Origin of the sequence: Paenibacillus sp. FSL L8-0644 (genome assembly GCF_038008165.1) — a bacterium.
GTDB lineage: Bacteria > Bacillota > Bacilli > Paenibacillales > Paenibacillaceae > Paenibacillus > Paenibacillus polymyxa_D.
In genome coordinates this window covers 1,073,969-1,097,423 of sequence record NZ_JBBOYN010000001.1, presented here as the reverse complement: position 1 = coordinate 1,097,423, position 23,455 = coordinate 1,073,969, and the positions used below count along the sequence as shown (strand labels likewise).

Annotated in this window: 20 protein-coding genes and 1 riboswitch; of the genes, 6 read left to right on the top strand and 14 right to left on the bottom strand. The window is 43.6% G+C overall.

The window, feature by feature from the left end:
• Window positions 1-89: 89 nt before the first annotated feature.
• Complete coding sequence (locus NSS94_RS04935; RefSeq protein WP_341038802.1) at window positions 90-1,001, bottom strand: LysR family transcriptional regulator; 912 nt, start codon at window positions 999-1,001, stop codon at window positions 90-92.
• A gap of 216 nt (window positions 1,002-1,217) precedes the next feature.
• Between NSS94_RS04935 and NSS94_RS04930 the strand changes: the two genes are divergently transcribed.
• Both NSS94_RS04930 and NSS94_RS04925 read left to right on the top strand, forming a co-directional pair.
• Complete coding sequence (locus tag NSS94_RS04930; protein ID WP_029517617.1) at window positions 1,218-2,408, top strand: MFS transporter; 1,191 nt, start codon at window positions 1,218-1,220, stop codon at window positions 2,406-2,408.
• A gap of 29 nt (window positions 2,409-2,437) precedes the next feature.
• Complete coding sequence (locus NSS94_RS04925) at window positions 2,438-3,328, top strand: shikimate dehydrogenase (RefSeq protein WP_029517618.1); 891 nt, start codon at window positions 2,438-2,440, stop codon at window positions 3,326-3,328.
• A 137-nt stretch (window positions 3,329-3,465) separates the two neighbouring features.
• Here the strand turns inward: NSS94_RS04925 and NSS94_RS04920 are convergent, their stop codons facing one another.
• From NSS94_RS04920 to NSS94_RS04885, 8 genes are all read right to left on the bottom strand, one after another.
• Window positions 3,466-4,692 (bottom strand): RtcB family protein, encoded by a 1,227-nt coding sequence (locus tag NSS94_RS04920; RefSeq protein WP_341038801.1) that lies wholly within the window; start codon window positions 4,690-4,692, stop codon window positions 3,466-3,468.
• A 243-nt stretch (window positions 4,693-4,935) separates the two neighbouring features.
• Window positions 4,936-6,372 carry a metallophosphoesterase family protein gene (locus tag NSS94_RS04915; protein WP_341038799.1) on the bottom strand — a complete coding sequence of 479 codons (1,437 nt, stop codon included), beginning with the start codon at window positions 6,370-6,372 and terminating at the stop codon, window positions 4,936-4,938.
• A 248-nt stretch (window positions 6,373-6,620) separates the two neighbouring features.
• Window positions 6,621-7,607 (bottom strand): Gfo/Idh/MocA family protein, encoded by a 987-nt coding sequence (locus NSS94_RS04910; RefSeq protein ID WP_341040391.1) that lies wholly within the window; start codon window positions 7,605-7,607, stop codon window positions 6,621-6,623.
• A 197-nt stretch (window positions 7,608-7,804) separates the two neighbouring features.
• Window positions 7,805-8,446 (bottom strand): deoxynucleoside kinase, encoded by a 642-nt coding sequence (locus NSS94_RS04905; protein WP_013308920.1) that lies wholly within the window; start codon window positions 8,444-8,446, stop codon window positions 7,805-7,807.
• Entirely contained in the window at window positions 8,446-9,066 is a 621-nt protein-coding gene (locus NSS94_RS04900) for a deoxynucleoside kinase (protein ID WP_029517622.1), read from the bottom strand. Before NSS94_RS04900 ends, NSS94_RS04905 begins: the two co-directional genes overlap by 1 nt.
• 145 nt (window positions 9,067-9,211) lie before the next feature.
• The gene (locus NSS94_RS04895) at window positions 9,212-9,811 is read right to left on the bottom strand and encodes a response regulator transcription factor (RefSeq protein ID WP_029517623.1); all 600 of its coding nucleotides are present in this window, start codon (window positions 9,809-9,811) and stop codon (window positions 9,212-9,214) included.
• On the bottom strand, window positions 9,808-10,941 hold the full coding sequence (locus NSS94_RS04890) for a sensor histidine kinase (protein ID WP_029517624.1): 1,134 nt from the start codon (window positions 10,939-10,941) through the stop codon (window positions 9,808-9,810). Before NSS94_RS04890 ends, NSS94_RS04895 begins: the two co-directional genes overlap by 4 nt.
• A 68-nt stretch (window positions 10,942-11,009) precedes the next feature.
• The gene (locus NSS94_RS04885) at window positions 11,010-12,071 is read right to left on the bottom strand and encodes a fatty acid desaturase (RefSeq protein ID WP_029517625.1); all 1,062 of its coding nucleotides are present in this window, start codon (window positions 12,069-12,071) and stop codon (window positions 11,010-11,012) included.
• A 213-nt stretch (window positions 12,072-12,284) separates the two neighbouring features.
• A riboswitch (ZMP/ZTP riboswitch) is annotated at window positions 12,285-12,369 on the top strand.
• A 113-nt stretch (window positions 12,370-12,482) separates the two neighbouring features.
• Here NSS94_RS04885 and NSS94_RS04880 point away from each other — a divergent pair.
• The 3 genes from NSS94_RS04880 to NSS94_RS04870 all read left to right on the top strand — a co-directional run bounded on the left by NSS94_RS04880 (window position 12,483) and on the right by NSS94_RS04870 (window position 15,698).
• Window positions 12,483-13,349, top strand: a complete 867-nt coding sequence (locus NSS94_RS04880; RefSeq protein WP_029517626.1) for a bifunctional 5,10-methylenetetrahydrofolate dehydrogenase/5,10-methenyltetrahydrofolate cyclohydrolase — start codon at window positions 12,483-12,485, stop codon at window positions 13,347-13,349.
• Window positions 13,346-13,981: a cyclodeaminase/cyclohydrolase family protein gene (locus NSS94_RS04875; RefSeq protein ID WP_322252475.1), complete on the top strand. Its 636-nt coding sequence runs from the start codon at window positions 13,346-13,348 to the stop codon at window positions 13,979-13,981. Before NSS94_RS04880 ends, NSS94_RS04875 begins: the two co-directional genes overlap by 4 nt.
• Before the next feature lie 214 nt (window positions 13,982-14,195).
• Complete coding sequence (locus NSS94_RS04870) at window positions 14,196-15,698, top strand: stalk domain-containing protein (RefSeq protein WP_318628235.1); 1,503 nt, start codon at window positions 14,196-14,198, stop codon at window positions 15,696-15,698.
• Window positions 15,699-15,817: 119 nt separating this feature from the next.
• Here NSS94_RS04870 and NSS94_RS04865 read toward each other — a convergent pair whose 3' ends face one another.
• Together NSS94_RS04865 and NSS94_RS04860 are read right to left on the bottom strand one after the other, a co-directional pair.
• Window positions 15,818-16,810, bottom strand: a complete 993-nt coding sequence (locus NSS94_RS04865) for an ABC transporter substrate-binding protein (protein ID WP_341038792.1) — start codon at window positions 16,808-16,810, stop codon at window positions 15,818-15,820.
• A gap of 193 nt (window positions 16,811-17,003) precedes the next feature.
• Window positions 17,004-17,396 carry a winged helix-turn-helix transcriptional regulator gene (locus NSS94_RS04860; protein WP_068938572.1) on the bottom strand — a complete coding sequence of 131 codons (393 nt, stop codon included), beginning with the start codon at window positions 17,394-17,396 and terminating at the stop codon, window positions 17,004-17,006.
• A 143-nt stretch (window positions 17,397-17,539) separates the two neighbouring features.
• Here NSS94_RS04860 and NSS94_RS04855 point away from each other — a divergent pair, with 143 nt between their 5' ends.
• Window positions 17,540-18,214, top strand: coding sequence for an NAD(P)H-dependent oxidoreductase (locus tag NSS94_RS04855; protein ID WP_029517631.1), 675 nt, complete (start codon window positions 17,540-17,542; stop codon window positions 18,212-18,214).
• Between the two features lie 101 nt (window positions 18,215-18,315).
• On the opposite strand, the gene NSS94_RS04850 is transcribed toward NSS94_RS04855, so the two are convergent.
• The 3 genes from NSS94_RS04850 to NSS94_RS04840 all read right to left on the bottom strand — a co-directional run bounded on the left by NSS94_RS04850 (window position 18,316) and on the right by NSS94_RS04840 (window position 23,358).
• Complete coding sequence (locus tag NSS94_RS04850; protein WP_341038791.1) at window positions 18,316-21,165, bottom strand: S-layer homology domain-containing protein; 2,850 nt, start codon at window positions 21,163-21,165, stop codon at window positions 18,316-18,318.
• A 422-nt stretch (window positions 21,166-21,587) separates the two neighbouring features.
• Window positions 21,588-22,295: a hypothetical protein gene (locus tag NSS94_RS04845; protein WP_029517090.1), complete on the bottom strand. Its 708-nt coding sequence runs from the start codon at window positions 22,293-22,295 to the stop codon at window positions 21,588-21,590.
• A gap of 136 nt (window positions 22,296-22,431) precedes the next feature.
• Window positions 22,432-23,358, bottom strand: a complete 927-nt coding sequence (locus NSS94_RS04840; protein WP_029517091.1) for a hypothetical protein — start codon at window positions 23,356-23,358, stop codon at window positions 22,432-22,434.
• Window positions 23,359-23,455: the final 97 nt, after the last annotated feature.

Genomic DNA, 23,455 nt, shown 5'->3' with positions numbered 1-23,455 from the left:
ACGTGAATCATTTCACATTGCTTGCGTCGATGATGAAGTATAGAACACAATTTAAAATTTATCAAGTTTAAATATTGCGAGACTCCGGCTTAGACACGCTGATGTGTTTTCAAATAAAACTCCTTGCCATAACTTAGGGCAAAGTTCCGAAACTCTACTACTGCCGGGGATAAATATCTATTTTTAATGCTGGCTAGGTAGATAAAACGCTCGTATTCTGGATTAATAATAGGCAATGTTTTGACGTTAAAATAATCTAACGATGAAATGCGGGGCATAACTCCGATCCCGTAATTGATAGACACCAGTCCTGCCATTGCCGTATCTTCTTCAATCTCGCAAATAATCTGTGGCGTAACGCCCGCCTTGGCAAACAAATTCTCAATAATGGGCCGAACCCCACTCTTTTTGTTGAAGAAGATCACCGGGTAATCTGCTGTATCCTTGAGATCAATTTGGTCCAGAGAAGCCAGTGGATGATCAGGCGAAACAATGACCACCAGTTCCTGCTGAGCCAACGGAATAAACTCCACATCCGGTTCATTTTCCACGTGAGAGCAGAACGCCACGTCATAGTGTTCCTGCTTCAGGCCTTGAATAATATCGTTCGTATTCCCTTGGTGAAACGAAAAGGAAATGTCTTTACAGGCATCCAGAGCTGAAAAGGCTTGGATTATTGCTGGAATGAAGTGTGAACCTAGTGTGTAAATGAACGCCAAATCTATATTACCATGACTTGGACTCACTAATTCCCGTAAGTTATGCTCCCCCTTTTCCAATTCATCCATCGCGTGCTCCACATACTTCAGAAAAAATCGTCCGTATTTGTTTAACCGAATATTTCTCCCCTGCTTCTCAAACAGATGAACGCCCAAATCCTTTTCTAATTCTGAAATCGCATGACTTAAACTGGGTTGAGTGATACATAGCCGCATAGCTGCCTGAGTAAAATGCTCCATCTCCGCAAGTACACGAAAATATTGTAAGTGCTTCAGGTTCATAATTATGTAATTCCCTTCTTTAATTCATATTTTAAATTATAGACCCAAACTATGAAAAACGATAAAAATATGCATTGGATTTATAATATCACCCCTTATATAATTAAGACATAGACATTATGTGAATATTTTCACTTGTTTGTGGGCGTACTTTAATACACCTGGACGATGCCTACCTAGGCCATTGATCTAAAATTTATGTTGGGAGTTACACTTATGAAAAATCCTTATATCAGAATGGCAACAGGGCTTTATATCAACTATTTTCTTCTGGGTATGATTAATGTTATTCTCTCGTCGAATATGAGCTTTCTGACCGTGCAATTGAACACGGATAAAGCAGCCATCGGCTATCTGGTGTCAGCGATTGGAATCGGTAAACTGCTCGCTCTCGGAGTAGCCGGAAAAATGTCAGATAAATACGGAAGGAAACCACTCATTGTTATTGCATCATTTGCTTATTTAATCTTCCTAATCGGTATTCCGCTTGCACCTAACTACACCTTGGCATTCGTGTTTGCCATTATCGCAGGGCTCTGCAACTCGATGATGGATGCGGGGACTTATCCCGCACTCATTGAAGGGTTCGGAAAAAAAGCCGGGTCTGCAACCGTCCTAGTCAAAGCATCCATCTCGATCGGTGCCATTGTTATTCCTTTCATGATTGCATTTTTTATTAATCACGATATGTTCTATGGATATTCCTTCTTTATTCCAGCAGGAATTTATCTGCTGAACGGGATTTTCTTGTCAATGACCGCTTTCCCCAACCACAAAGCCGAGGAACAAAAGGCTCCAGCCGAGACTGGTCAATCAACGGATTCGTTCCACAGCGAGCCTAAGTTTTGGCAAGAAGGTTTGTCTCTGATTATTATCGGTTTTACTTCAACTGTATTGTTCATGATCGTGCAGCTATGGCTTCCTACCTTTGGACAAGAGGCTCTTGGCATGGACAAAGCCAGCGCTATTAAGCTGCTGAGCTACTATAGTATAGGTTCATTAGTTTCCGTTATTTTGTTGGCTATGGTACTTGGTAGATTCATTAAGCCCATTACCGTCATGATTGTGTATCCGCTTATTGCCCTACTTTCTTTGCTGGCTTTAATTGTATGGCACAATCCTGTCGCTACCTTGATCAGTTCATTCTTAATCGGCTTGTCTACCGCAGGCATATTCCAAATTGCCCTTACGGTAATGACGGAATTTTTCCGTAAGAACAAAGGAACTACGACTTCTCTCGTAAACATAGCAGCCAGCCTATCGTTCATCCTGATGCCTTTGGCTACCGGGAGCATGTCCAAAAGTCTGGGAATTACCTCCGTATTCATTCTGGATATTGCGATTGCTGTAGTCAGTATTTTGCTGGCCGTGTTTGTTGCTTATCGATATAAAAAAGTGTTTCATTAAACTACACACGTTACTTGGAGGCTTATATCATGAAAAATGCTGGACGTATTGACGGAAGAACACAATTAATCGGACTGCTAGCTACACCGATCGGACACTCTTTGTCCCCGGCTATGCATAATCTTGCGTTTGAAAAGCTGGGCCTAAATAACGCGTATATGGCCTTTGAAGTAGGCAATGAACAGCTTGAAGAGGTCGTACGGGGGATGCGCGCTCTGAACATACGCGGTTATAACGTGTCCATGCCTAACAAAACAGCTATACTCCAGTATCTTGACGAGCTAGACGACAGCGCTAAATTTACAGGTGCCGTCAACACTGTCGTGAATACGGATGGTAAGCTGAAAGGCTACAGTACAGATGGATCAGGTTATGTTCGTAACTTGCAGGAGAACGGCATTGATCTGAAAGGTAAGAAAATGACACTCGTCGGCTCAGGCGGTGCTGCAACGCCGATTGCTATTGAAGCCGCTCGAGCTGGTCTCGCTGAAATTTCAATTTTCGCTCGTAATGACCAGTTCTTTGCCCGGGCGGAAGAAAATGTCCGTATGATTAATGAAGAGATGAAACATGCCCAAGTCAAGGCGAATATCTATGCATTAGAGAATCAGGAGAAGCTGCGTGAAGAGATTCTTACAAGTCATATTTTCGCTAATGGTACAGGTGTGGGTATGAAACCGCTGGAAGGCAAAAGTGTAATTGAGGATGTGTCCATGCTTCGTTCCGATCTGATTGTGACCGATGTAGTATACAGCCCAGCTAAATCCAAGCTGATGGAACAAGCTGAATCCGTAGGTGCAACCGCCATTAACGGTCTGGGCATGATGCTGTGGCAGGGCGCATTAGCCTTCGAACTGTGGACAGGCCAAGAGATGCCAGTCGCTTATATTAAAGAACAGCTTTTTGCTGATCAACTGTAAGATTTAGAGCTGCTCAACAAGCAGATCAAGCCATGAGTTCCTTCTATTATATACGTATATATGTACTTTAAAGACGATGCTCGGCGAATGAACACTTCTGCCGGGCATCGTCTTTTTTATGGTTCCTTCTCTTTTCATTAATCCTTATAAGGGTCAAATTCATTGGCCCCAGCCATGCATACCCCGATTGGCTTCAGCACATGCATAACTTCCACGGTCTCGGAATGAGCGTCCAGTACCTCGCGCAGTTTGCGGTAGACGAACGGACTTTCGTCTGTACCTGCTCCGCGCAGCTCGACACCATAGTTCCGAATAGCCTCCTTCATCTGTAGGTCCGTAATCTGCCCACCGCTACGCGTACGGGTTTTCCAATTCATTTTACCGGCTGCCTGGGTACGACTCATAATACGACCTGCGCCATGGACTGTACTATAGTAGGAATCCCGATTTTCTACCGATTCTTTCCCACGCACAATCACCGAGATATCACCCATGCTTCCTCCAATAAAGCCCATTTGGCCAGGGGCCGAGGGGGTTGCGCCTTTGCGGACTACAATGGTGTCGCGTCCATCATGCTGTTCCTTCCACGCGTAATTATGGTGGTTATGCACCGTAAAATCCGCTTCGGTCCCCATAATACCAAGCACTTGTTCTATCACATAGTCACGTCCCGCATACGCATAGCGTCCGGCAAGGCGCATCGCACGGTAGTACATGTCTCCCAGCTCACTGTTCATATCCAGCAGTACAGGCGGCTGATCCATATGTTCTCCCGGCGCCTTTCCGAGAAACTCCCGTCCAGCGGCCAAGTTTAGAAACCCACTTGCTGTTTTATGTCCAAAGCCCCGACTGCCGAAATGATTGGCAATCCAGACCTGTCCTGTCGCTTCCTCCACGAATACATCAACAAAGTGATTACCACTCCCTACTGTACCCAGCTGTTCTCTTGCCAAGGACTTCAGTTTGTCATGTTCTTGTTTCCCAATCGCCGCATATACTGCCCAATCCGGGTCATCGAACAGCTCATGGTCTACCTGAATTGCATTCACACGGCCTACGCCAAACGAAATATGACGTGCAATCTCATCCATCACGGCTGAAATACGCGGCATAATATCTGCGGCAAACAGCTTGGTTCTTACCGCCTTATTCCCGCAGCCGATATCATACCCGACACCTGAAGGTGAAATTTGTCCGTCATACACCATCACACCGCCAATCGGCTGACTGTAGCCTTTATGATGATCTGCCATCAGTAGCGCCTGAATCACATTACCATTTTCGGCACATGTACGGGCTTGAGATAGTGCCCCCGGGTCAGGTGATCCCCATACGCGAACTCCATTGATTTCTTGATAAGCCATCGTTTTATCCCTCCATATTTTGCAAGAAAATTTCTATATGTAAATTTGACTACTTTTAAACTTTGGATCTCTTAATAGCATTATGTACGGTTTACCCGCTTCCGAACAGGGCGTAAGTATTACAAGCACAACATCAGACGTCTCTATAAGAAAGTCCCTATAAGAAAATAAAAAAGGATATCCATGCAGCTGACCAGACTGTAGGATATCCTTTTATGATTATTTAGAAACCATTAATCAATTTTACTGATATTTTTTGATGATTCCGAATTGATCCACAATAAAAGGTTTGGCATCATTTTTGTTTTGATCAATTTCGTACGTTACGGCTGTAAGTTTATTTTCGTCTACGGTGATGCCAACAAAATTCTGTACCTGTCCTCGTACAGGTCTACGATTGTCACTCGGATCCGGGCCATATACTGCCGCATGATTCTCTTCAGCTAGCTCAAAGAGATTATAATACTTATCACCAAGTTTTTCGCTTGGATTCTTGTAGTAGACTTTGGGGCCAGCGGTTGCTGGGATGACATAGATACTTCCATCTGGATTCACACTATATTCAATCGTCTTATCATTTAATGTATCTTTTAATTTGGTTGGCGTTGTTGCTTTACCCTCTTGGTTGATTGGCTTCGTACGAGCGTAAATATGATCGTGTCCCTGCACGACAAAGTCGATATCAAGTTTGTCCATGAGTGGTGCGATTTGGTTACGAACTCCATTGTTATCCATGATGTCAGAATCTGTTGCATGATTAGAGGTAGTGTAGGGACCTTTATGAATGTTAACAATGATCCACTTTGCACCTGCCCTTTTGGCTGCCGCAGCATCTTTCTTTAACCATTCAACTTGATCTTCAGAAAAATTGGCATATTTCTCTGAGTCCTCATTGGAGTTCAGTACGATAAAGTGAGCATTGCTGTAATCAAAGGAGTAGTACGCTCCTGTTTTAGTAGCAGAACCAGCTGGTTGATTAATATTAAAGTGATCATAAAAAGCGTAGTTCTCATCCTCGTGATTACCTGCTGAAGGAACAATGGTTGTATTCAAAAGACTTTTTTGTGAATGTCCCAACAACCAGTCCCACTGCTCTTCCTTGGTACCGGTGTCTACGATATCTCCGTTGTGGACTACAAACTGAGCATTACCTACAGTTTGAAGTGCTTTTTCGAGCGTCTGTGAAGACAATATGGCTTCATCTTCGCTTTTCGCTTGTGTATCAGCTAAATCAATGAAGGTAAATTCGCCGCTCTTAGGAGCCGTTTGAAACGTACCTGTTTCGCTCCATATCCCGCGCGCTGCATCACCCACACGATAATAATAAGCTGTGTCCGCTTGAAGACCTGTAGCTACAGCTTTATGGACAAGCTCTTCTGGAGAATTGGTCGATGGAGAAGAAGTCCCTTCAAATGTAAGAGCACTCGTAAAATCAGCTTCAGAAGCCGTTTTCTTGATTACTTGAACAGTGCTCATCGTGGAAAGTTTTGAAGTATACCAGGTAAATCCTTTGGAACCTTTTGTGTCTCCATAAAATGTAGCTGTAACTTTACTAATACCATGATCTGTATTCCCTGATGACTCAGCATGGACAGGCAAGGCTGACATGCCCGTAATCAAACCTAGCGCAAGAGCAACAGACATAGATGTTGCTGACCATTTTTGGAACTTCTTAAACATGTGTACACTCCTCTGTGTAGTTAATATGTAAAAGTTATAAATATGATCATATCAATCAAATGTTAATACGTTGTTTTAGGAAATATAGTAATTTGTAAAAACGAGGTGTTAAGTGACCTAGCGATTGAGGAGAAGGATAGCTGCTTTACCCTTTTAGGGCTACAAAGCCAAATAAGGCTAACCGTATATTTGCAAAGTTTGCAAAATCGGCAGCCCTTTGTGCATCGCAATTTCGATCATTCCACTGACTAATGTGAATCTGCTTCATAACGAAGGCCGAATTGTTGTCTTGCCTCCTCCATCACTTCAGCGACTGTAAGTGAACACTCCAAAGAGTTAATGGAACTGTTGCGTTCACCACTCTTGATCAGATCTATAAATTCCTGAATTTCATAATACATGGGCTCACGCGTCTGAGCTTTGGTCAGATCCTCAATCGTGCCGTCCCGATAATGAATTTTCACCTCATAGGGCTGACTGATTTTGTCGATCACCATCGTTCCATTCTCACCCTGAATTTCAGCAGGCAGATAGGAATCTGTAATTTTGGAATACATGACGATAGCATCCATATCAGGATACTTCATCACGATACTGCCCTCGCCATCGACACCAGAGGATAAAAGCACACCAACCGCCCGAACCTCCTCAGGTTTGCCGAACAAAGTCACCATAGGATACAAACAATACACGCCAAGGTCCATCAGGGAACCATTGGAAAAGGCCGGGTTAAACGCATTCAATACCTTACCTTGCTTAAAAGCATCAAAGCGGGAGGAGTATTGACAGTAGCTTGCAAAATAACGCCGAACCCGGCCTATTTTATACATATGATCCTTTATTATTTTAAAGTTAGGCATAAGTGTGGATTTAACGGCCTCCATCAGCAGAACATCGTTGTTGCGCGCGGCTTCGATCATACTCTTCACCTCTGCTGCATTAGACGCAAAAGGTTTCTCACACAACACGTGCTTTCCGTGATTCATACATAAGATCGCCTGCTCCGCATGTAAGGAATTGGGGCTGGCAATATATACGGCATCGACCTGGTCACTTGCGGCCATTTGCGCCAGGTCTGTAAAAACCTCCGGCTGGCTGTTATATTTGTCAGCAAAAGCTTTGCCCTTATCCTCTGTGCGTGAGTATACCGCCGTCAGGGAAAATTCGTCCGTCTCCATCGCAGCTTGAATAAACCTCTCTGTTATCCAGTTGGTTCCAACAATACCAAAACGCATCACAGTATCCCATCCTTCCCGTGAGTCATTACAATTCATATGTACCTATTCTCGCATTCCAGCCTAAACTTGTCCACTATACCGTTAGTCATATCTCGTGCTTCAACATGTTTATTCGACAAAAAAAGACTGCGGTCTATCAGCTTAATTTATACTGATTGTACCACAGTCCCTGTCAGTTATTTGGGGTTATATCTTTATTTTTTTGATATTACTTTTCCTACTTCTTCCAAAATAGCATCCATGGAAGCAGGGTCATGTACATCATACTCATCAATGTTCAGACGCAGTACAGGACAGGCATCAAATTCGTTGATCCAATTGGAATATCTGCGATGCATTTGCTCCCAATAAGAACGCTCGGTCTGGATCTCCATCTCGCGACCGCGCTCCTCAATCCGACTCAGAATGGAGGGCAAACTGCCTTCCAGATAGATCAGCACATCAGGGTGAGGGAAAAACGGTGTCATCACCATCGCCTCAAACAGGCTAGTATACGTTTCATAATCGGTAGGATTCATCGTTCCCTGATCGGCATGCATTTTCGCAAAAATGCCTGTATCCTCATAAATAGAACGATCCTGCACAAAGCCTCCACCAGACAGGAAAATATTCTTTTGTTCCTTGAAGCGTTCCGCGAGAAAATAAATTTGCAAATGAAAGCTCCATCTTTCGAAATCGTGATAAAATTTCTCCAGATAGGGATTATGATCGACCTGCTCCAAAGAGGTTTTAAAACCAAGGCGTCCGGCCAAAGCACCGGTCAACGTGGATTTACCTACACCCACTGTGCCCGCTACCGTAATCAAGGCATTTGCAGGAATGTTGTAATTATTCACTATATAAGCTCCTTTACATCGGAAACAATTTGTTTAAATTGTGCCTGATTTTCTACAAAATCAATTTCATTCCCGTTCACGGTCAATATACGAGGGGAAGGGGACTGTTCAGCGAGAAACTGCATGCCTTTATCATAATCTATGATCAATTGCTCCAGATAGGCAGGGTCCATCTCCTGTTCAAAAGAGCGTGCACGCTTGCGAATTCTCCCCAGCAAGGTATCCAAATCTGCTTTGATATAAATGATAATGTCCGGCTTAGGCATATCATCTGTGAGCAAATGATAGATTTGACGATATTTTTCGAGCTTCACACCCTTAAGCGTACGTTCAGCAAAAATCAAATTCTTGTAGATATGATAATCAGAAATAACAGGCTGAGCTTTCTCGATATATTGCAGACCAGTATCCTCCAACTGCTTATACCGATTGCAGAGGAAGAACATTTCCAACTGGAAACTCCACTCATCTATATTCTGATAAAATTTATCGAGAAATGGGTTCTCCTCGACAATCTCTTTGATTATCGGCCAATGTAGCTCGGTTGAAAGCATCGAAGCTAACGTCGTTTTGCCTGCTCCGATGGGCCCTTCAACGGCTATAAATGGGGCTTGTTTCATGCGGTTCTGCTCCTCCTTGTACTCCAGTCCATCCTGTGGACAACTATCCTATTGTATCACAAGGTAGTACGCTAAAGGCATACCAAATCTATGGATAAAACAAAAAAACAGAGCGCTATATTTTGCTTCATAGCGTCTCTGTTTCTCATTTAAACCAACCTTTTTCATTAAAACGTGTAATCGCTTCGATCCGGTTACTGACACCCAACTTATCGAGAATGACTGAAATATAATTGCGCACCGTCCCTGTCGTTAAATACAGTTCACCAGCAATCTCTTTTGTGTTCTTTCCGTCAGCGATGAGCGCCAAGACGGTCTTTTCACGCTCTGTTAGCGGGTTGACTTCGGCATAAGCATCATCGACCAGTTCCGGAGCATAGATACGCCGACCTGCCATAATACTGCGAATGGAGGAAGCCAGCTCTTCACTGGGACTGTCCTTGAGTAGATAACCGTGTGTCCCCGCCTTGATCGCTCGTTCAAAATACCCAGGGCGGGCAAACGTAGTTAAAATCAGCATCTTGCAGTTCAAGCCTTTGAGTTCTTCAGCCGCATCCAATCCGCTCTTTATCGGCATTTCGATGTCCATAATGCATATATCCGGTTGATGCAGCTTCACCAGTTCTATAGCTTCTTCCCCGTTGCTTGCTTTTCCGACTACTTTCATGTCCTCTTCCAAGTCTAGCAGAGAAGCTAGAGCACCCAGCAGCATACGTTGGTCTTCTGCAATGACAATTCGAATCATGGCCCCACCTCCTCGTTCGGCTTTTCAGGGATATTGGGCACTTTAATGACCAAGGTCGTTCCCTGATCTGAACGCAGCTCCATACATCCGTTCACGAATTCGAGCCTTTCCTTCATACCTTGCAGGCCGTTTCCACGAAGGGTTCCATTTTCTCTCGTAATACCGACTCCATTATCCTGAATCCGAAGAGTTAATTCCTTACGAGACGGCTCAATCGTGATGGAGCAAGCGGTAGCTCCACTGTGTTTCACTACATTGGTTACGGCTTCCTTCATACACATGCTAAGAACATTTTCATTCATTAATGATGTATGCTCCAGCTTCGGGTCTCCCTCTAGAGTTAATTCAATGTGAGCAGCCTTTAAAATCTGCCGAATACGTAGCAGCTCATCCTCTAGTCGCATACCGCGCATTTGAGTAACCATTTCCCGTACCTCTTTTAACGCGCTTCTTGCCGTGAGACGAACATCGTTAATTTCGACATGCGCCCGCTCCGGGTACTGATCCATCAGTTTGCCCGCCAAATCGCTCTTCAGCCCAATGAGTGACAACTTCTGACCTAAGGTATCGTGCAGGTCACGCGCAATTCTTTGCCGTTCCTCCAGCTTAATCAATTCCGATATTTTCTTATTGGCATCCTCCAATTGAACTTGGAGCCGATCGCTTTTGTTGCGATTAAAATTCGTAATCGGAAGGAGAATCACACCGATCAGATTAAGCAGGATAAAAGGAATCTGTTTAATAAAAACGGGATTCTGAGAAACAAAACCATAATTGATCAATCCAATCGTAATAACCATTAAAATAATATACAGCGTCGTAAATGCAGCCTTACTTTTAATATTACCGATCAAATAGGCGATAAATATGGAAAAGTACATATAGCTGAACAGCAGTGTCATGGTAATCGATATGGCAATCTGTACACTGGTCCAAAAGTATATGAGCCAGCCTTTTGAGACAAAAGCCAGTACATAACATGCAAAGAATACCAAAATAATAGCAGTACCCAAAATAATATGACCTGTAGATGAAGAGCTAAAGTAGTAAAAGGGCAGGATGTAAAAGACGACCCAAACATAAGGGCTAAGCCCTGTATTTCTTTGGAAGATCTGATACCATTTTTGCATCCTGCCCACCCTCTTCTACTTCACATGACTTATATTCCTTATCTTATCATACCAGGTTTTGTTCAACGTTATTTTCTTTCTGTGCCTACAACAGGTGTAGGCATGGGTTTCGTAACTGCAACACGTTTGCTGAGGAGCGGCTTCACTTGTTTAAAGGTCAAAAAGGTTTTCGTATTTTCATCCCAAAGTCGGAACTTCAACGATTGCAGACTGCTACTCACTGTGATCGTGGTCGCCTTTTGAAGTAACGGTGTCGCTTCATGTGCTTTTTCCAAATTATAATTTGGAACTTTGGGACTCAGGTGATGAACGTGATGAAATCCGATATTGCCCGTAATCCATTGCAATACTTTAGGAAGCTTGTAGTAAGAACTGCCTTCTACGGCTGCATTAATATAACTCCACTCTTCATCGTGCTCGAAATAAGAATCCTCAAATTGGTGTTGTACATAGAATAGCCAGATTCCCAACATACCGGATACAAAAAAGATAGGTGCCTGTACGAGAAGGAAGGCCTGCCATCCAATAGCCCAGCACAACAGTGCATACAATGCAACGATGGATATATTCGTCACATGAGTGTTCATTTTTTCCTTGCGTTTGGCTGTCTTGATATTAAAGCGATAGGAAATCAAAAAAGTATAGATCGGACCTAGTCCGAACATAACCCAAGGATTTCGGTATATGCGATAGGCCAACCGTGTCCATGTGGAAGCCTCTGTGTACTCTTCTACCGTAAGCACCCACATGTCACCTGTGCCTCTTTTATCCAGATTACTGCTGGTTGCATGGTGGATCGCGTGACTATTTTTCCATTGGTGATAAGGGCAGAGCGTAATAATACCTGTAATCGTTCCCACAATGTCGTTCAGCTTGCGGCTTTTGAAGAAGGATTGATGACCACAATCATGAAAAATAATAAACGTCCGTACCACAAACCCCGATGCAACAATGGCAATGGGAAGCGTCAGCCAGTACGAAACCGACAGGCTAAGATAAGCAGCATACCACAATAGGATCAGTGGACCCAAAGTATTGATAAGTTGCAGAACGCTGGATTTCGTGTTTATTTTCTCGTAGGGAGCCATATTTTTTTTCAATTGGGCTAATGGGAGTTGTGTCATACTCATTATGATCCTCCTTAAAGATGACGCCTATACCTTGATCCTGTTAGGCGTACATGTTGATCTAATCTCAGTATAAGGAGAACGCTCTAGGCGCTGTAGTCATAAACGTCAGTTCGTGTATATGACATTTGTCATATAGACAAGTAACATAACCCGTTTTCCAAATGTTCGCGGGTTTCTTTTCTGATGATTGTTTGTTAAAATATAAGGTATAATAACGCTGTATGTGACTGGCGAAGTCAGTGGAATGAACCACGAGGGAGCATACAAAAAAAGCGTACCGTTCGCCTGGGAGAAGTATTTGCAGAGGATTCGTCTGTCTTGACGACCTTGTGCAAATACTTTTTTTCGTTTTACAAGACCATGACACCCTGTTGATTCCATTATGCAATAAATTCAGAGGAGGCTCGGACTATGGCTATTATCATGAAATCCAAAGAAGCAGCTGAGCAAGTATATGCAACGATCCGTTCACAGGTAGAAGAAATGAAGCAGCAAGGACACCGTCCCCATCTGGCAACCCTATTGGTAGAAGGTGATCCGGCATCTGCATACTATGCACGGACCAAGCAAAAAATAGCGGAGAAGCTGGGCATCTCATTTCATCTCCATACGTTTGATCGTCATGTTAGCGAAACCGAGCTACTGCACCTGATCGGCAGTCTGAACGATGCATCCCATGTACATGGCATTATGCTGGAACTGCCGCTTCCCCAACATCTTTCCGCCTCCGTTATTAAACAATCCATTGCCCCCTACAAGGATATTGATGGGATTACACCCGATAACAAGCTGGCTACTGTAACAGGTGACGCCGGACTATATCCCGCAACACCTCAAGCCTGTATCGAGCTGCTCAAGCATTACGGTCACACATTGGCAGGCAAAAATGTCACGCTCGTGGGCATCGGACAGACAGTGGGACTTCCCCTTTTCCACATGTTGCAAAGAGAAAACGCCACCGTTACCGCCTGTCATGCAGGTACGCGTGATATTGCAGAGCATCTGAGCCATGCAGACATTGCCTTCGTGGCAGTCGGATGCCCTGATGTGATTACGCAAGATATGGTTCATCCCGGTCTGATTTTGGTAGATGCGGGAATTAATGAGACGCTAGAGGGAAAAATAGTGGGAGATGCCGCTTTAGACGTGGGGGAAAAAGTACATGCTATTTCTCCGGTTCCCGGCGGTGTTGGCACCTTAACGACTGCGATTTTGTACAAAAATTTGCTTAAAGCGATACATCTGCAACACTACTCCAGAGAGGTGGTTTACTCATGAGTGAACTGTCGTGGAATCATTCCATCGGACATTTTCTGAAAGAGGCTGCAAGTGCAGCTCCTACCCCTGGCGGAGGAAGTGTATCCGCACTGGCTGCGGCACTAGGCGCGGCTATGACCTCCATGACCGCCAACCTTTCACAAGGAGAAAAATACGCGCACATCCATGAACAAATCACGGACGTCATTAGCAGCATGGAAAGATTGTCTACACATTGTGAGGAATTAATGGTCGCAGACATCCAATCCTTTGAACAGTATATGACTGCCCTGCGTTTGCCCAAGGAAACAGACGAAGAAAAGCGCTATCGTACCCATTCCTTACAGACAGCGGTGATCGCTGCCATTGAGGTACCCATGCGCCTGCTGGAAGTATGCCGAGACGGATTGTCGCAAGCCTATAACATTGTGGAAGTGTCCAATAAAAATGTGATTTCGGATCTTGGCATCGGCGCGATCCTGTTCGAAGCCGCCGCTCAATCTGCCCTGCTTACCGTCGACATTAACCTTGCTTCGCTGAAAGATTTGGATGTCAAACAATCCTACGAAGCTAAAACAGCCACACTCCTCCGTGAAATCGGACAAATCAAAGAACAAACCTTATTGATGGTGCGCAGCCGAATAACGGGCTGACCATTGGAAGAACCCGTCCCAAGTCATATTCTGCTTCCATGCTCAAAAAATAGCCTCTCAAACCCGCCTCTGCTCGTGGGTTTGGAGGCTATTTTATTGGAATCCAACGATTTGTGGAAAACTTTTCTATATATTCTTCGTCTATTGATAAGGAGATATTCCCCAAGGCGTTATTTAACCTTATATACATTGATGAAGAAATGAGGAAAAACGCATGAAAAGACGTACTCTGTTAATCAGTATGATCGCGCTGTTATTGTTCAGCTCCAGTGCATGGGCGGCCGGTGATGAATCGGCGTCCCGTATTCGTTCATATGATTCCGGGAGTCTGATTCAATCCGATGGAAGCTTGTGGTTATGGGGCTATAATCAATCCGTACCGACTCGTGTAGAGGATAAGCCAAACGTTGTAAGAACATTTTCGAATATAATCCAGGAAGGCGATCTGATATTTACCTTACAAGATCATTCCGCCTGGTATGTGCCAAGAAACAACATTTCTGAATCCGTGAAATTCATTTCTCTGGAAGGACTACCAAACATCATAAACGTGCGTATTATGAATGATCATGTGCTCGCCCTAAACGCCGAAGGAACCGTATTATCCGCTGATCGAATCGAAAATGGTGGCAACTTTGCTCCTTTTCAAACCCTATCCGGCATCGAAAATGTTACAGAATTGGATAGTTACTATGAAAAAAGACCGCAATATGAGGAACGCTGGATCTTCTTGAAGAAGGACGGAAGTGTATGGAAAAATACAAGGTCCTTGCAGGGCTTCGAGCTTGTTCCATCATTAAAGGATATTACTGCTATCTCCAAAAACATAGCCTTAAAGAAAGACGGTACTGTATGGACATGGCCCAAAGAATTTGATAAAAATGTAACTCCGTCCGAAACTTTATCCGTATCGCAGATTCAAGCCTTATCGGACATCAAAATAATTAAGACCAATGGAAGTTCCAATCTCGCGATTGATCGACAAGGACGGTTATGGTTCTGGGGTGAAACGGTCACAGGTTACTCAGATAATACAACCTATCACAATGAAAATACCCCTGTGCTATTATCAGGAGTAAAAGATGTTAAAGACGCCTTTTTCGCCGAACGCTCCATACTCGCCCTCACCACAGCTGGGAATGTATATGTTGCGTCTCTAGATGGTGAAAAGTTACCATCCAACGCCCCCTTTACATTGCTTGCTAAAAATATTCAAAGTATCAAAGCAGGTCCACGGCACGTAATCATGCAAAAAGCAGATGGGGCCTTATGGGGCTGGGGTGTCAACAAACACGCGCAGCTAGGTATAGGAGACTATGAGTTTCTGTATAGTTCAGCAGTTCCTGTACAAAAACCGATTCTTGTCCGTCTCAATGGTTCGCCTGTCTCTCTGAGTAATGGTGTCATTACCCGCAACGGGCAAGCGTTTATTCCCCTTCGTTCTGTTTTTGATAAACTGGGGGCCGAGATCGCTTATGATTTCAACAGCAAAATAGCAAAAATAGATCAGTCCAAGGCAGAAGATCACCCTGTCTTTCTAGAAATAAATTTCAAAACCAGCCAAGCAAAAGTGAACGGTAAGGCTGTAAAGCTTACCAATCCGCCCTTCATGGTGAATGGTATTGGTTATCTTCCATTAAGGCTGATCAGCGAAACGCTGGGGGCCAAGGTAGATTGGATACAAAAAGAAGATACTATTGAAATTACGACAAAATAGTAAATCAAAAACCAGTCCAAACATGATTCATGTTGGACTGGTTTTTAATGCTATATACTGTGTATAATATGCGATCTCTTATCTATTTCAACAATTCGTCACAACGCAGAATCTCACACCTATTGTTTAGCTTTATTCTCTTTTTCTCTTTCGATCAGCATATCTACGATCATATCAATCTGTCCTGTAATAGCGATTGGATCATAGCGATAATACGTATCAAAATCGTTAAAGAACACTCTATTGTTCTTCACCGCAGGAAGATTCCCCCATACAGCGGACGACTTCAGTTGCTTGAGCGCGTCACCCTTTTTCTCCGGGTCATACGTAGTCAGGAACATATAATCTGCGTCATACTGCGGCAATACCTCCATCGAAAGCTGTACCGTTTGTTCCTTGGAGTTCACTGTTTTCTTTGGCATGTTCAGTTTGAGCGCATTGTATACGGCTTGTCCGCCGCGACCCGCATTGTCGCCAAAGATCCAAAGTGCGTGCTTGTCCGTCAGCTCATACAGACCGAAAGTTGCCTTTTCGTCAATCACACCTTTAAGACGTGCGCGACCTTCAGCGGCCTTTTTATCAAATGCAGCAATAAATTGCTCAGCCTTCTCCTTTTCCCCGGTGATATCGCCGAACAACTTGACCGTATCATAAAAATTAGTCGTCGTGCCGTACGGAATATACAGGGTAGGCGCAATTTTAGACAAAGCCTCATAATTCGTATCCTTCATAACCACGATCAGATCGGGTTTGAGTTCCAACGTCTTTTCCAAATTGGTCGGATCACCCACCTCTTTGGTTCCTTGTTCCTTCAGCAAATCGGTCAGAAAAGGATTTTGAAACGCAGTTGGCTCTACACCCACCACGTTAGCACCCACGGACAGCAATTCTCCACCGTAAAAATCCGTTACAATGCGCTGTGGCTTGGTCGGAATTTGAATATCCCCTTTAACCGTTTTAAAGCTTCTCGTCTCTCCAGTAGAAGCCGACTCTTGCTTATCTCCTGAAGATGAAGCCGGATTACTTCCATTATTATTTCCGCCGCAAGCGCTGATGAATACAGACAATACAAGTAACATAGCTGTCATCATAAAATACGATTTTCTTTTCAACTGATTAGCCCCCTATATATTGTGCAGATGATCTTCCAATACATATGATAATGATTATCAATATCGTAAGAAATATATCAAGCGTCGTCCTTGCTGTCAACTGAAAAACGAACTTTGCACATTCCTTTTTAATAAACCAAAAGACCTGCCAAAATGATGGCCAGGTCTTTTTCGTGGAGCCGTCTTCAAAAACCTACACATTGGGGCTAGGTTGCTGAAGACTGCTTTCTGGTGATCGCTGTTTTGTTTTATATTCTTCTCCCCAATCTTTCATCAAGTTAATAATCGGTATGAGCGTTTTCCCGAATTCGGTGAGAGAGTATTCAACCTTAGGCGGAACCTGCTGGTATACTTCACGGTGAACGACACCATCCTCTTCCAGCTCGCGCAATTGGAGTGTCAGCATACGCTGGGTGATCCCCGGACAGATCCGCCGAAAATCACTAAATCGCTTAGTCCCATACATGAGATGATATAAAATAATTCCTTTCCATTTGCCCCCAATCACGTCCAGCGTGAACTCAACTGGACACGCCTGATCATTCCCAGCGGTACATTCCCCAAAGCCGCCTTTCCGATTGCGCATAGGCTTTTCTCCTCCTTAGTATCATTTTATATACTACAGCACATTAATGTGCGTACTTCAAAAACGATCATGTATATTCTAATATTAAGCATGTCACTTGGTAAGCGTCAATTTTAATCACATCCATAAGGAGTGGAATAACGATGGAAACCTTAGCTACTACTAAAGATCAAATCTTATCTGCATACGAGTTCAGACATGCAACGAAGGAATTCGATAGTCATAAGAAAATTAGCGATTCTGACTTCGACTTTATTCTTGAAACCGGTCGTTTATCTCCAAGCTCGTTTGGCTTTGAACCTTGGAAATTTGTTGTCGTTCAGAGTAAAGCTATGCGTGAGAAGCTACTGCCTTACTCTTGGGGGGCCCAAAAACAACTGCCAACAGCCAGCCATTTTGTACTCATCCTCTCTAGACTTCCTGAAGATATGATAGCCTCCTCCGATTATATCAAGAGTATGATGGAGAACGTGCAGCAATTACCAGCTGAAGTGATGCAAGGCAAAGAGAAAGTATATGACGCCTTCCTAAAATCAGATTTTGCGCTGGAGGAAAACAAAAGAGCCTTGTTCGAGTGGGGCTGCCGACAAACCTACATCGCACTGGGCAACATGATGACTGCCGCAGCTCAAATCGGCATTGATTCCTGCCCTATCGAAGGTTTTAATAAACAGGAAATCGAACGCATCCTCTCTGAAGAAGGCATTATGGATGCCAAGCATTTCGGTATTTCTTGTATGGTGGCATTTGGCTACCGTCTCAACGAGCCGCGTGGCAAAACTCGGCGATCTGTAGATCAGGTTATTGAGTGGGTGTAAAACCTTTTCTCTAAAACAAGGGGGTGTCCCCACAGCCATTTCGATGGCTGTGGGGACACCCCCTTTTCATAAAACCTCAGCTCTTAACTCTTTCCAATTACTTACTGATAATTTACTTCTTCTGCAAAGTAAATATCCTTCAAACGATCCTTTACGCGTTGAATTTCATCCGCTGTTAAAGGAGCCGTTGGACATAGCTTGAAGTTCCTTCCGGTGACATAGCTTACGTCCGTGTGACCATCCAAGTTGTAGTCCATCTTCGGAACCGGTTTTCGGGTATAATCGGTAAAGTCAATAATGGACCATGCCGCATCTCCATCCTCTTTGGATAAAATAATCCGCTGTGAGGCATTTTCGGTCCACAAATAGCGCAGATTTGCTGGTGAATTATTGGAATCCATAGCCGTCTTAATACCTGAGCCTCTAAACATGAGCGTAAACTCCGTATGATCATTATTGGATCCTGCTACCGATTCATAAATCTGTTTCAGCCCGTCCACGCCTACAATCTCAACCTTGCGATCAACAGGGAAGTGGTTCACAAAATTCTCCCATATTGGAGCCATGTTATGGGTGTTGGCAAGTGCGTTGATGTCCAAAATAATGGACAAGTAGTTTACCGTATTTATACGTTGATAAGGGTTATCCAAATATTGCTGTACTATATACAGTTGTGGTGCTGCATCCGTCTCAGTCACATATGGGTCAAGCGGATGAAGAGTCCAGCGTGAGGAATCTTTCGTATAGCGTGATCCAATCGGATCAATCGTAACCGAGTTCATGAATACGGTACCGCTATTATCTGCAAGTCCCTGTGCGGGAACAATCGGATTGTCATTATGGGACCAGTAAGGCATCAATGGAGAGCCCTCACCATACATACCGTTGACATTATATTGTGTAGCCGACCATCCCATCGCGGATGTAATCCGATAGTGATCTTTAAGCCATTGAGTCTGTTCGGGATTCACCGTAAAGCTGGTCAATGATTTCGGCAGATACTTCCGATATTGGTCTGTATCCATGCTTTCAAACACAGATGGTGATCCCATTGTACCGGATTGGTGCAGCTCATTGAATGCATTATAACGATACATATACAACCACTCATCCATCTTTGCTTCCCAAATAGGAAACTTCAACTGGTTCGGATACCCATCCAACATTCCGACTTCGTCGTCATATTGATCAACGTATGCCAAAACCTGTCTAAGCTGCGGGCGATTTGCTTCTACAAAAACAAATCCGTTTTCCATCGCCCACGTCACTTTGATATTAGGACCAAAGTGGTCCATCAGCAATTGACGCGCTTGCTTGATTTGATCTACCGTCGTCGCGCTTCCCTGCAGCATGATGGAGACAGCAAAGTATTGCTTTTTGCGTTCCCCGGGTTCTACCGTTAATTCCGCATCAGATGTGAAGTGAACCCCTTGAGATGGCGACTCAACCGTGATCTTTAATGGAATGACCGAGTTTACTACCGGAATCAAATGCAGGTTGGCAATCTTTCCATCCTCATCAAATATTCCTCTGGAATCCTCTACCCGAAGTATCAAGTCTGAGGGCAGCAATCCAGGAGCTATAACCTCTCCATTAGCATTATGAAATACGTAGGACATATTCCAAGCAGCAGGATCTAAAGTAGCAGCCTCTGAAATGGTATACGTAGCCAAGTATACGGACCTGATTACGTTCGGTGGCTCTGCCGGCGGAGTCTTCCCTTTCACGATTAGCTTGGCCTGAGCTGTAAGGACCTGATAAGGTTTGGCAACGGTGACCTTCATTTCTACAGGAATGAAGCTGTCCGCAACCGGAATATTTTCGGGATGTGCAATTTTCCCTTGTTCATCAAAAATACCTAACCCATCACTAAATGTGTACGTAACACTTGTGACGCTGGCAGCAGGAATGCTTACGGGTCGCCCTTTATTGTAGAGCTGAAAAGATAGCTGATACGAAGGGTATGTCTCCGGTTGATTTACCAGCTCCTGCGCCTTGATTACGACCTCATCTACCAGAAAATCCGAAGAATGATCCGGTGGATCTACCGGAATTACTGGTGGTTTGGGTTTAGGTCCCGGCGGTGTCACCGACGGTTCCGGCTTCGGTTCTGGTGGTGTCACCGGAGATGCTGGTGAATCAGGGCTTGGGCGATGCCTTTTAGGCTCCTCGACTTCCGAATTCACAGGTTGTTGACTAATTTCCGGTGTCACATCGACCTCGATCTTCTTCGATTCTTGTTGGCTGGTCGTCTGAGGCATCGTTGCAGTTCCATCTCCTAATGACCCTAGCAAACGCTTGGCACGTTCTCTCAGACCGTCACCGCCTAACCATATTCGATAAGCAACCAGCGTGGCATCCTGCCGTCTCACAGACTCTTTAGGATGGAAATAGTGATTCGTATCTCCCTCGATCAGTTCCAGCCGTTCCATCAGCCATACGCTCGTTTGTGCATAATCTGATATATCAGATTGATCCACAAAACTGGATATACCAGCCGATCGGGTATCTTCAGTAACACCAAAATAGCGGGCATACCAAACGGCCATATCCTGACGAGTCATATTGTGCTTGGCACCGAATAATTGATCACTAATTCCTTTCGTAATGCTCTCTTCCTGTAAGGCCTGTACATAAGGTAGAGCCCATGGTGACACATCACGAAAAGAAGTTACGCCTCTGTTATTCGATGTTCGCTTTAAGGTTTTAGCGAAAATGCTTGCCCATTCCTGTCGCGAGATAAAATGTAAAGGTCGAAAGCTCCCATCCTGATAACCCGTAACATAACCTTGAGCAGCCATGGCCTCAATCGCATCAGCTGCATAGGAATGTTCGATATCGTTAAAGGCTCTGTCCGCAAAAACAGGCGCACTATGTATACAGAACAACCAGACAGCCAGTAAACCAGCCATGTAATGCCTAATTTGTTTTAACTTTTTTTCATAATTCATTATTCGGAATCATTACACCTCCTTTACTAGATAGCACTGAGCCACTTTCGCCTGTACTTTCATATCAACTTTGAAAATTAATCTCTCTTGTTTTCAATCGGTTTTTCATTACTGTTAACACCAAACTGTATATACTTGAATTATCGGAATAATCTCCCTAGGATTGAATAAAGCCAGTAAAAAAAGTAGTTTTGGCAATCTACTATCCTGTTTATTCACCATCTTTTTTTAAGCCGTAATTCCCTATCACTAAACAATGGTTTTCATTGGTAATTAAATATTTATCATCTTTTTGTGTTACTATGTTGATCCCGTATACAAATAAAAAAAGAGATAACATCTGTATCCGCATTCGCTTGAAGAATACAAAATGTTATCTCGTTCTCGTGTACATATATACTTATAAAATCCTGTCTGCTGTTTTAATTCTCTTTAAACTCAGAACCCTTATAAACATAAAAGTAGCCGTTTAAAGCCCCATTTTGTGGATAGGCAGCAGGATCTTTGCCTTTTATTTGACCAACCAACTCTCGATTTATAAACGCAGGGGGGCCTTCCTCAACTAGCGCTTCAGCAGACATTCCAGTGATTGATTTTACTGTGTTGGACCAGAATGTAACTAAGTAGACATCGTCAGCATTAAAATGATAGCGTCCTTCACTTGGAGTTCCCTCATAAAACAGCTCTGCCAAAGAAGCTGCCTCAGACCCTCTCATAAAAATTCGAATCTCATCGGTTCCGTTCCATGTATGAGGAACTCCACCTTTTGGATTAACGTATTCTACAGTTTCTGGCTCCTTGTCGCTAATAAAATCAACAACTGCATATTTATAAACCTCATCTGTTACACTCTTGGTTGCAATTTCAGTTGTTTTCTCTGTTCTATAGCCACTGAACTTTCCATACACATTCGGGGTTTTGCCAATAGCAGCTAAGGCCTTTTCCTGATCCATGAATCCGGCTCTTCCAGCTACTGGTGTCAGCCTGTACGTCTTGATTTCAGTCCCCTTGTACTGATCCCAAGTGTATTCGTAATAATATTTCGCATATGATACTCCACTGTTCCAGCCTACGGATAACAGCATGAGAATACCTATCATGAATACTAACGGCCATTTTTTCAACTTCATACCCTCAACCTCTTTTCTCCAAGTACACTCAAATCATCATTAGCATTATAGCTTTTCAATAAATCTATCGACAGTTAAATATTAGAAGAAAGTGTGGATAAATTATGTCCTTGATAATTTACTATTTGCCTGTGTTTTACTGATCGGTTGCAGCTTTGAGACGTTTTTCCATTTCTGTAGACACCATAATGTTTAATAGCCCCATAAGATTATTGGTCTCATCTCTTGCTTTTTGATAGGCCGCAGCGAAGGCTTTTTCATTCGCGGCAGGGTTTTTAATGTCACTTAGTTTCTTCCACTCGGGCTTAACGCGTTGATCGTACATATCGTACAAGCTGATGTCTGTAGGTGTCTGGGCAACAGGCATCATAGACTCAAATTTCGAGGCAACCTTAAAAAATCCCAGCGTATTTTGGACCGATGGACTAGAATAATCATGCGTCTTCATCGCTTCTTCTAAAATATGAAGTCCCTCTCGTGACAAATAGAGCATTTTGACGAGTCCTCTTTCAGTATTAGAGGTTTCCTCCCACTTCTTGTAGGACTCACCTGGAGCAACTCCCTCTGTAAAAAAATTATAAGCTTCATGAATAAATTCATCTGTATTCAGGTGGATGGGTTCTTCTGTATATAAATTCACGACAGAATCACTGTAATTTGCAATGTTTACATGTTTCCCAGTTGGATCGGAAACCCGCCGAATCGGATGATCCTGCACTCGTACCAGTCCATAACGATCGGCAAAGGTAAGAAGCTGCTCCTGCGTCGTATTTAACCCTATTTGTCCTGCTGGCTGATCGGGTTTCGTTGCTTCTTTAGCCACGTCGGAATACGTCTTTCCATTACTTTTTGTAGCTTGGTCTGTAGTATTGCTCACAACACCATCCACACCAGCCTGTTCCGCATTGTCCGCCTTGGCATTCTGGGTAGTCGTAGTGGTTGCCGTTGCTGCTCCAGTCGTAGATTCACCTTCAATTTGCTTCTTGGAGTCACCGCATGCGGTCAGCATAGCAGTTAAACTTATTACAGCAGTCAACAAAATAATATACGCTTTTGCCTTCATCAGTATCTTCCTCATTTCCTTATGTATCATTCTTTCGTGGTTTGATAGTAGACTTCAATAATATGGAATTAATCTTATCAAAAATAAAAATGAGAGA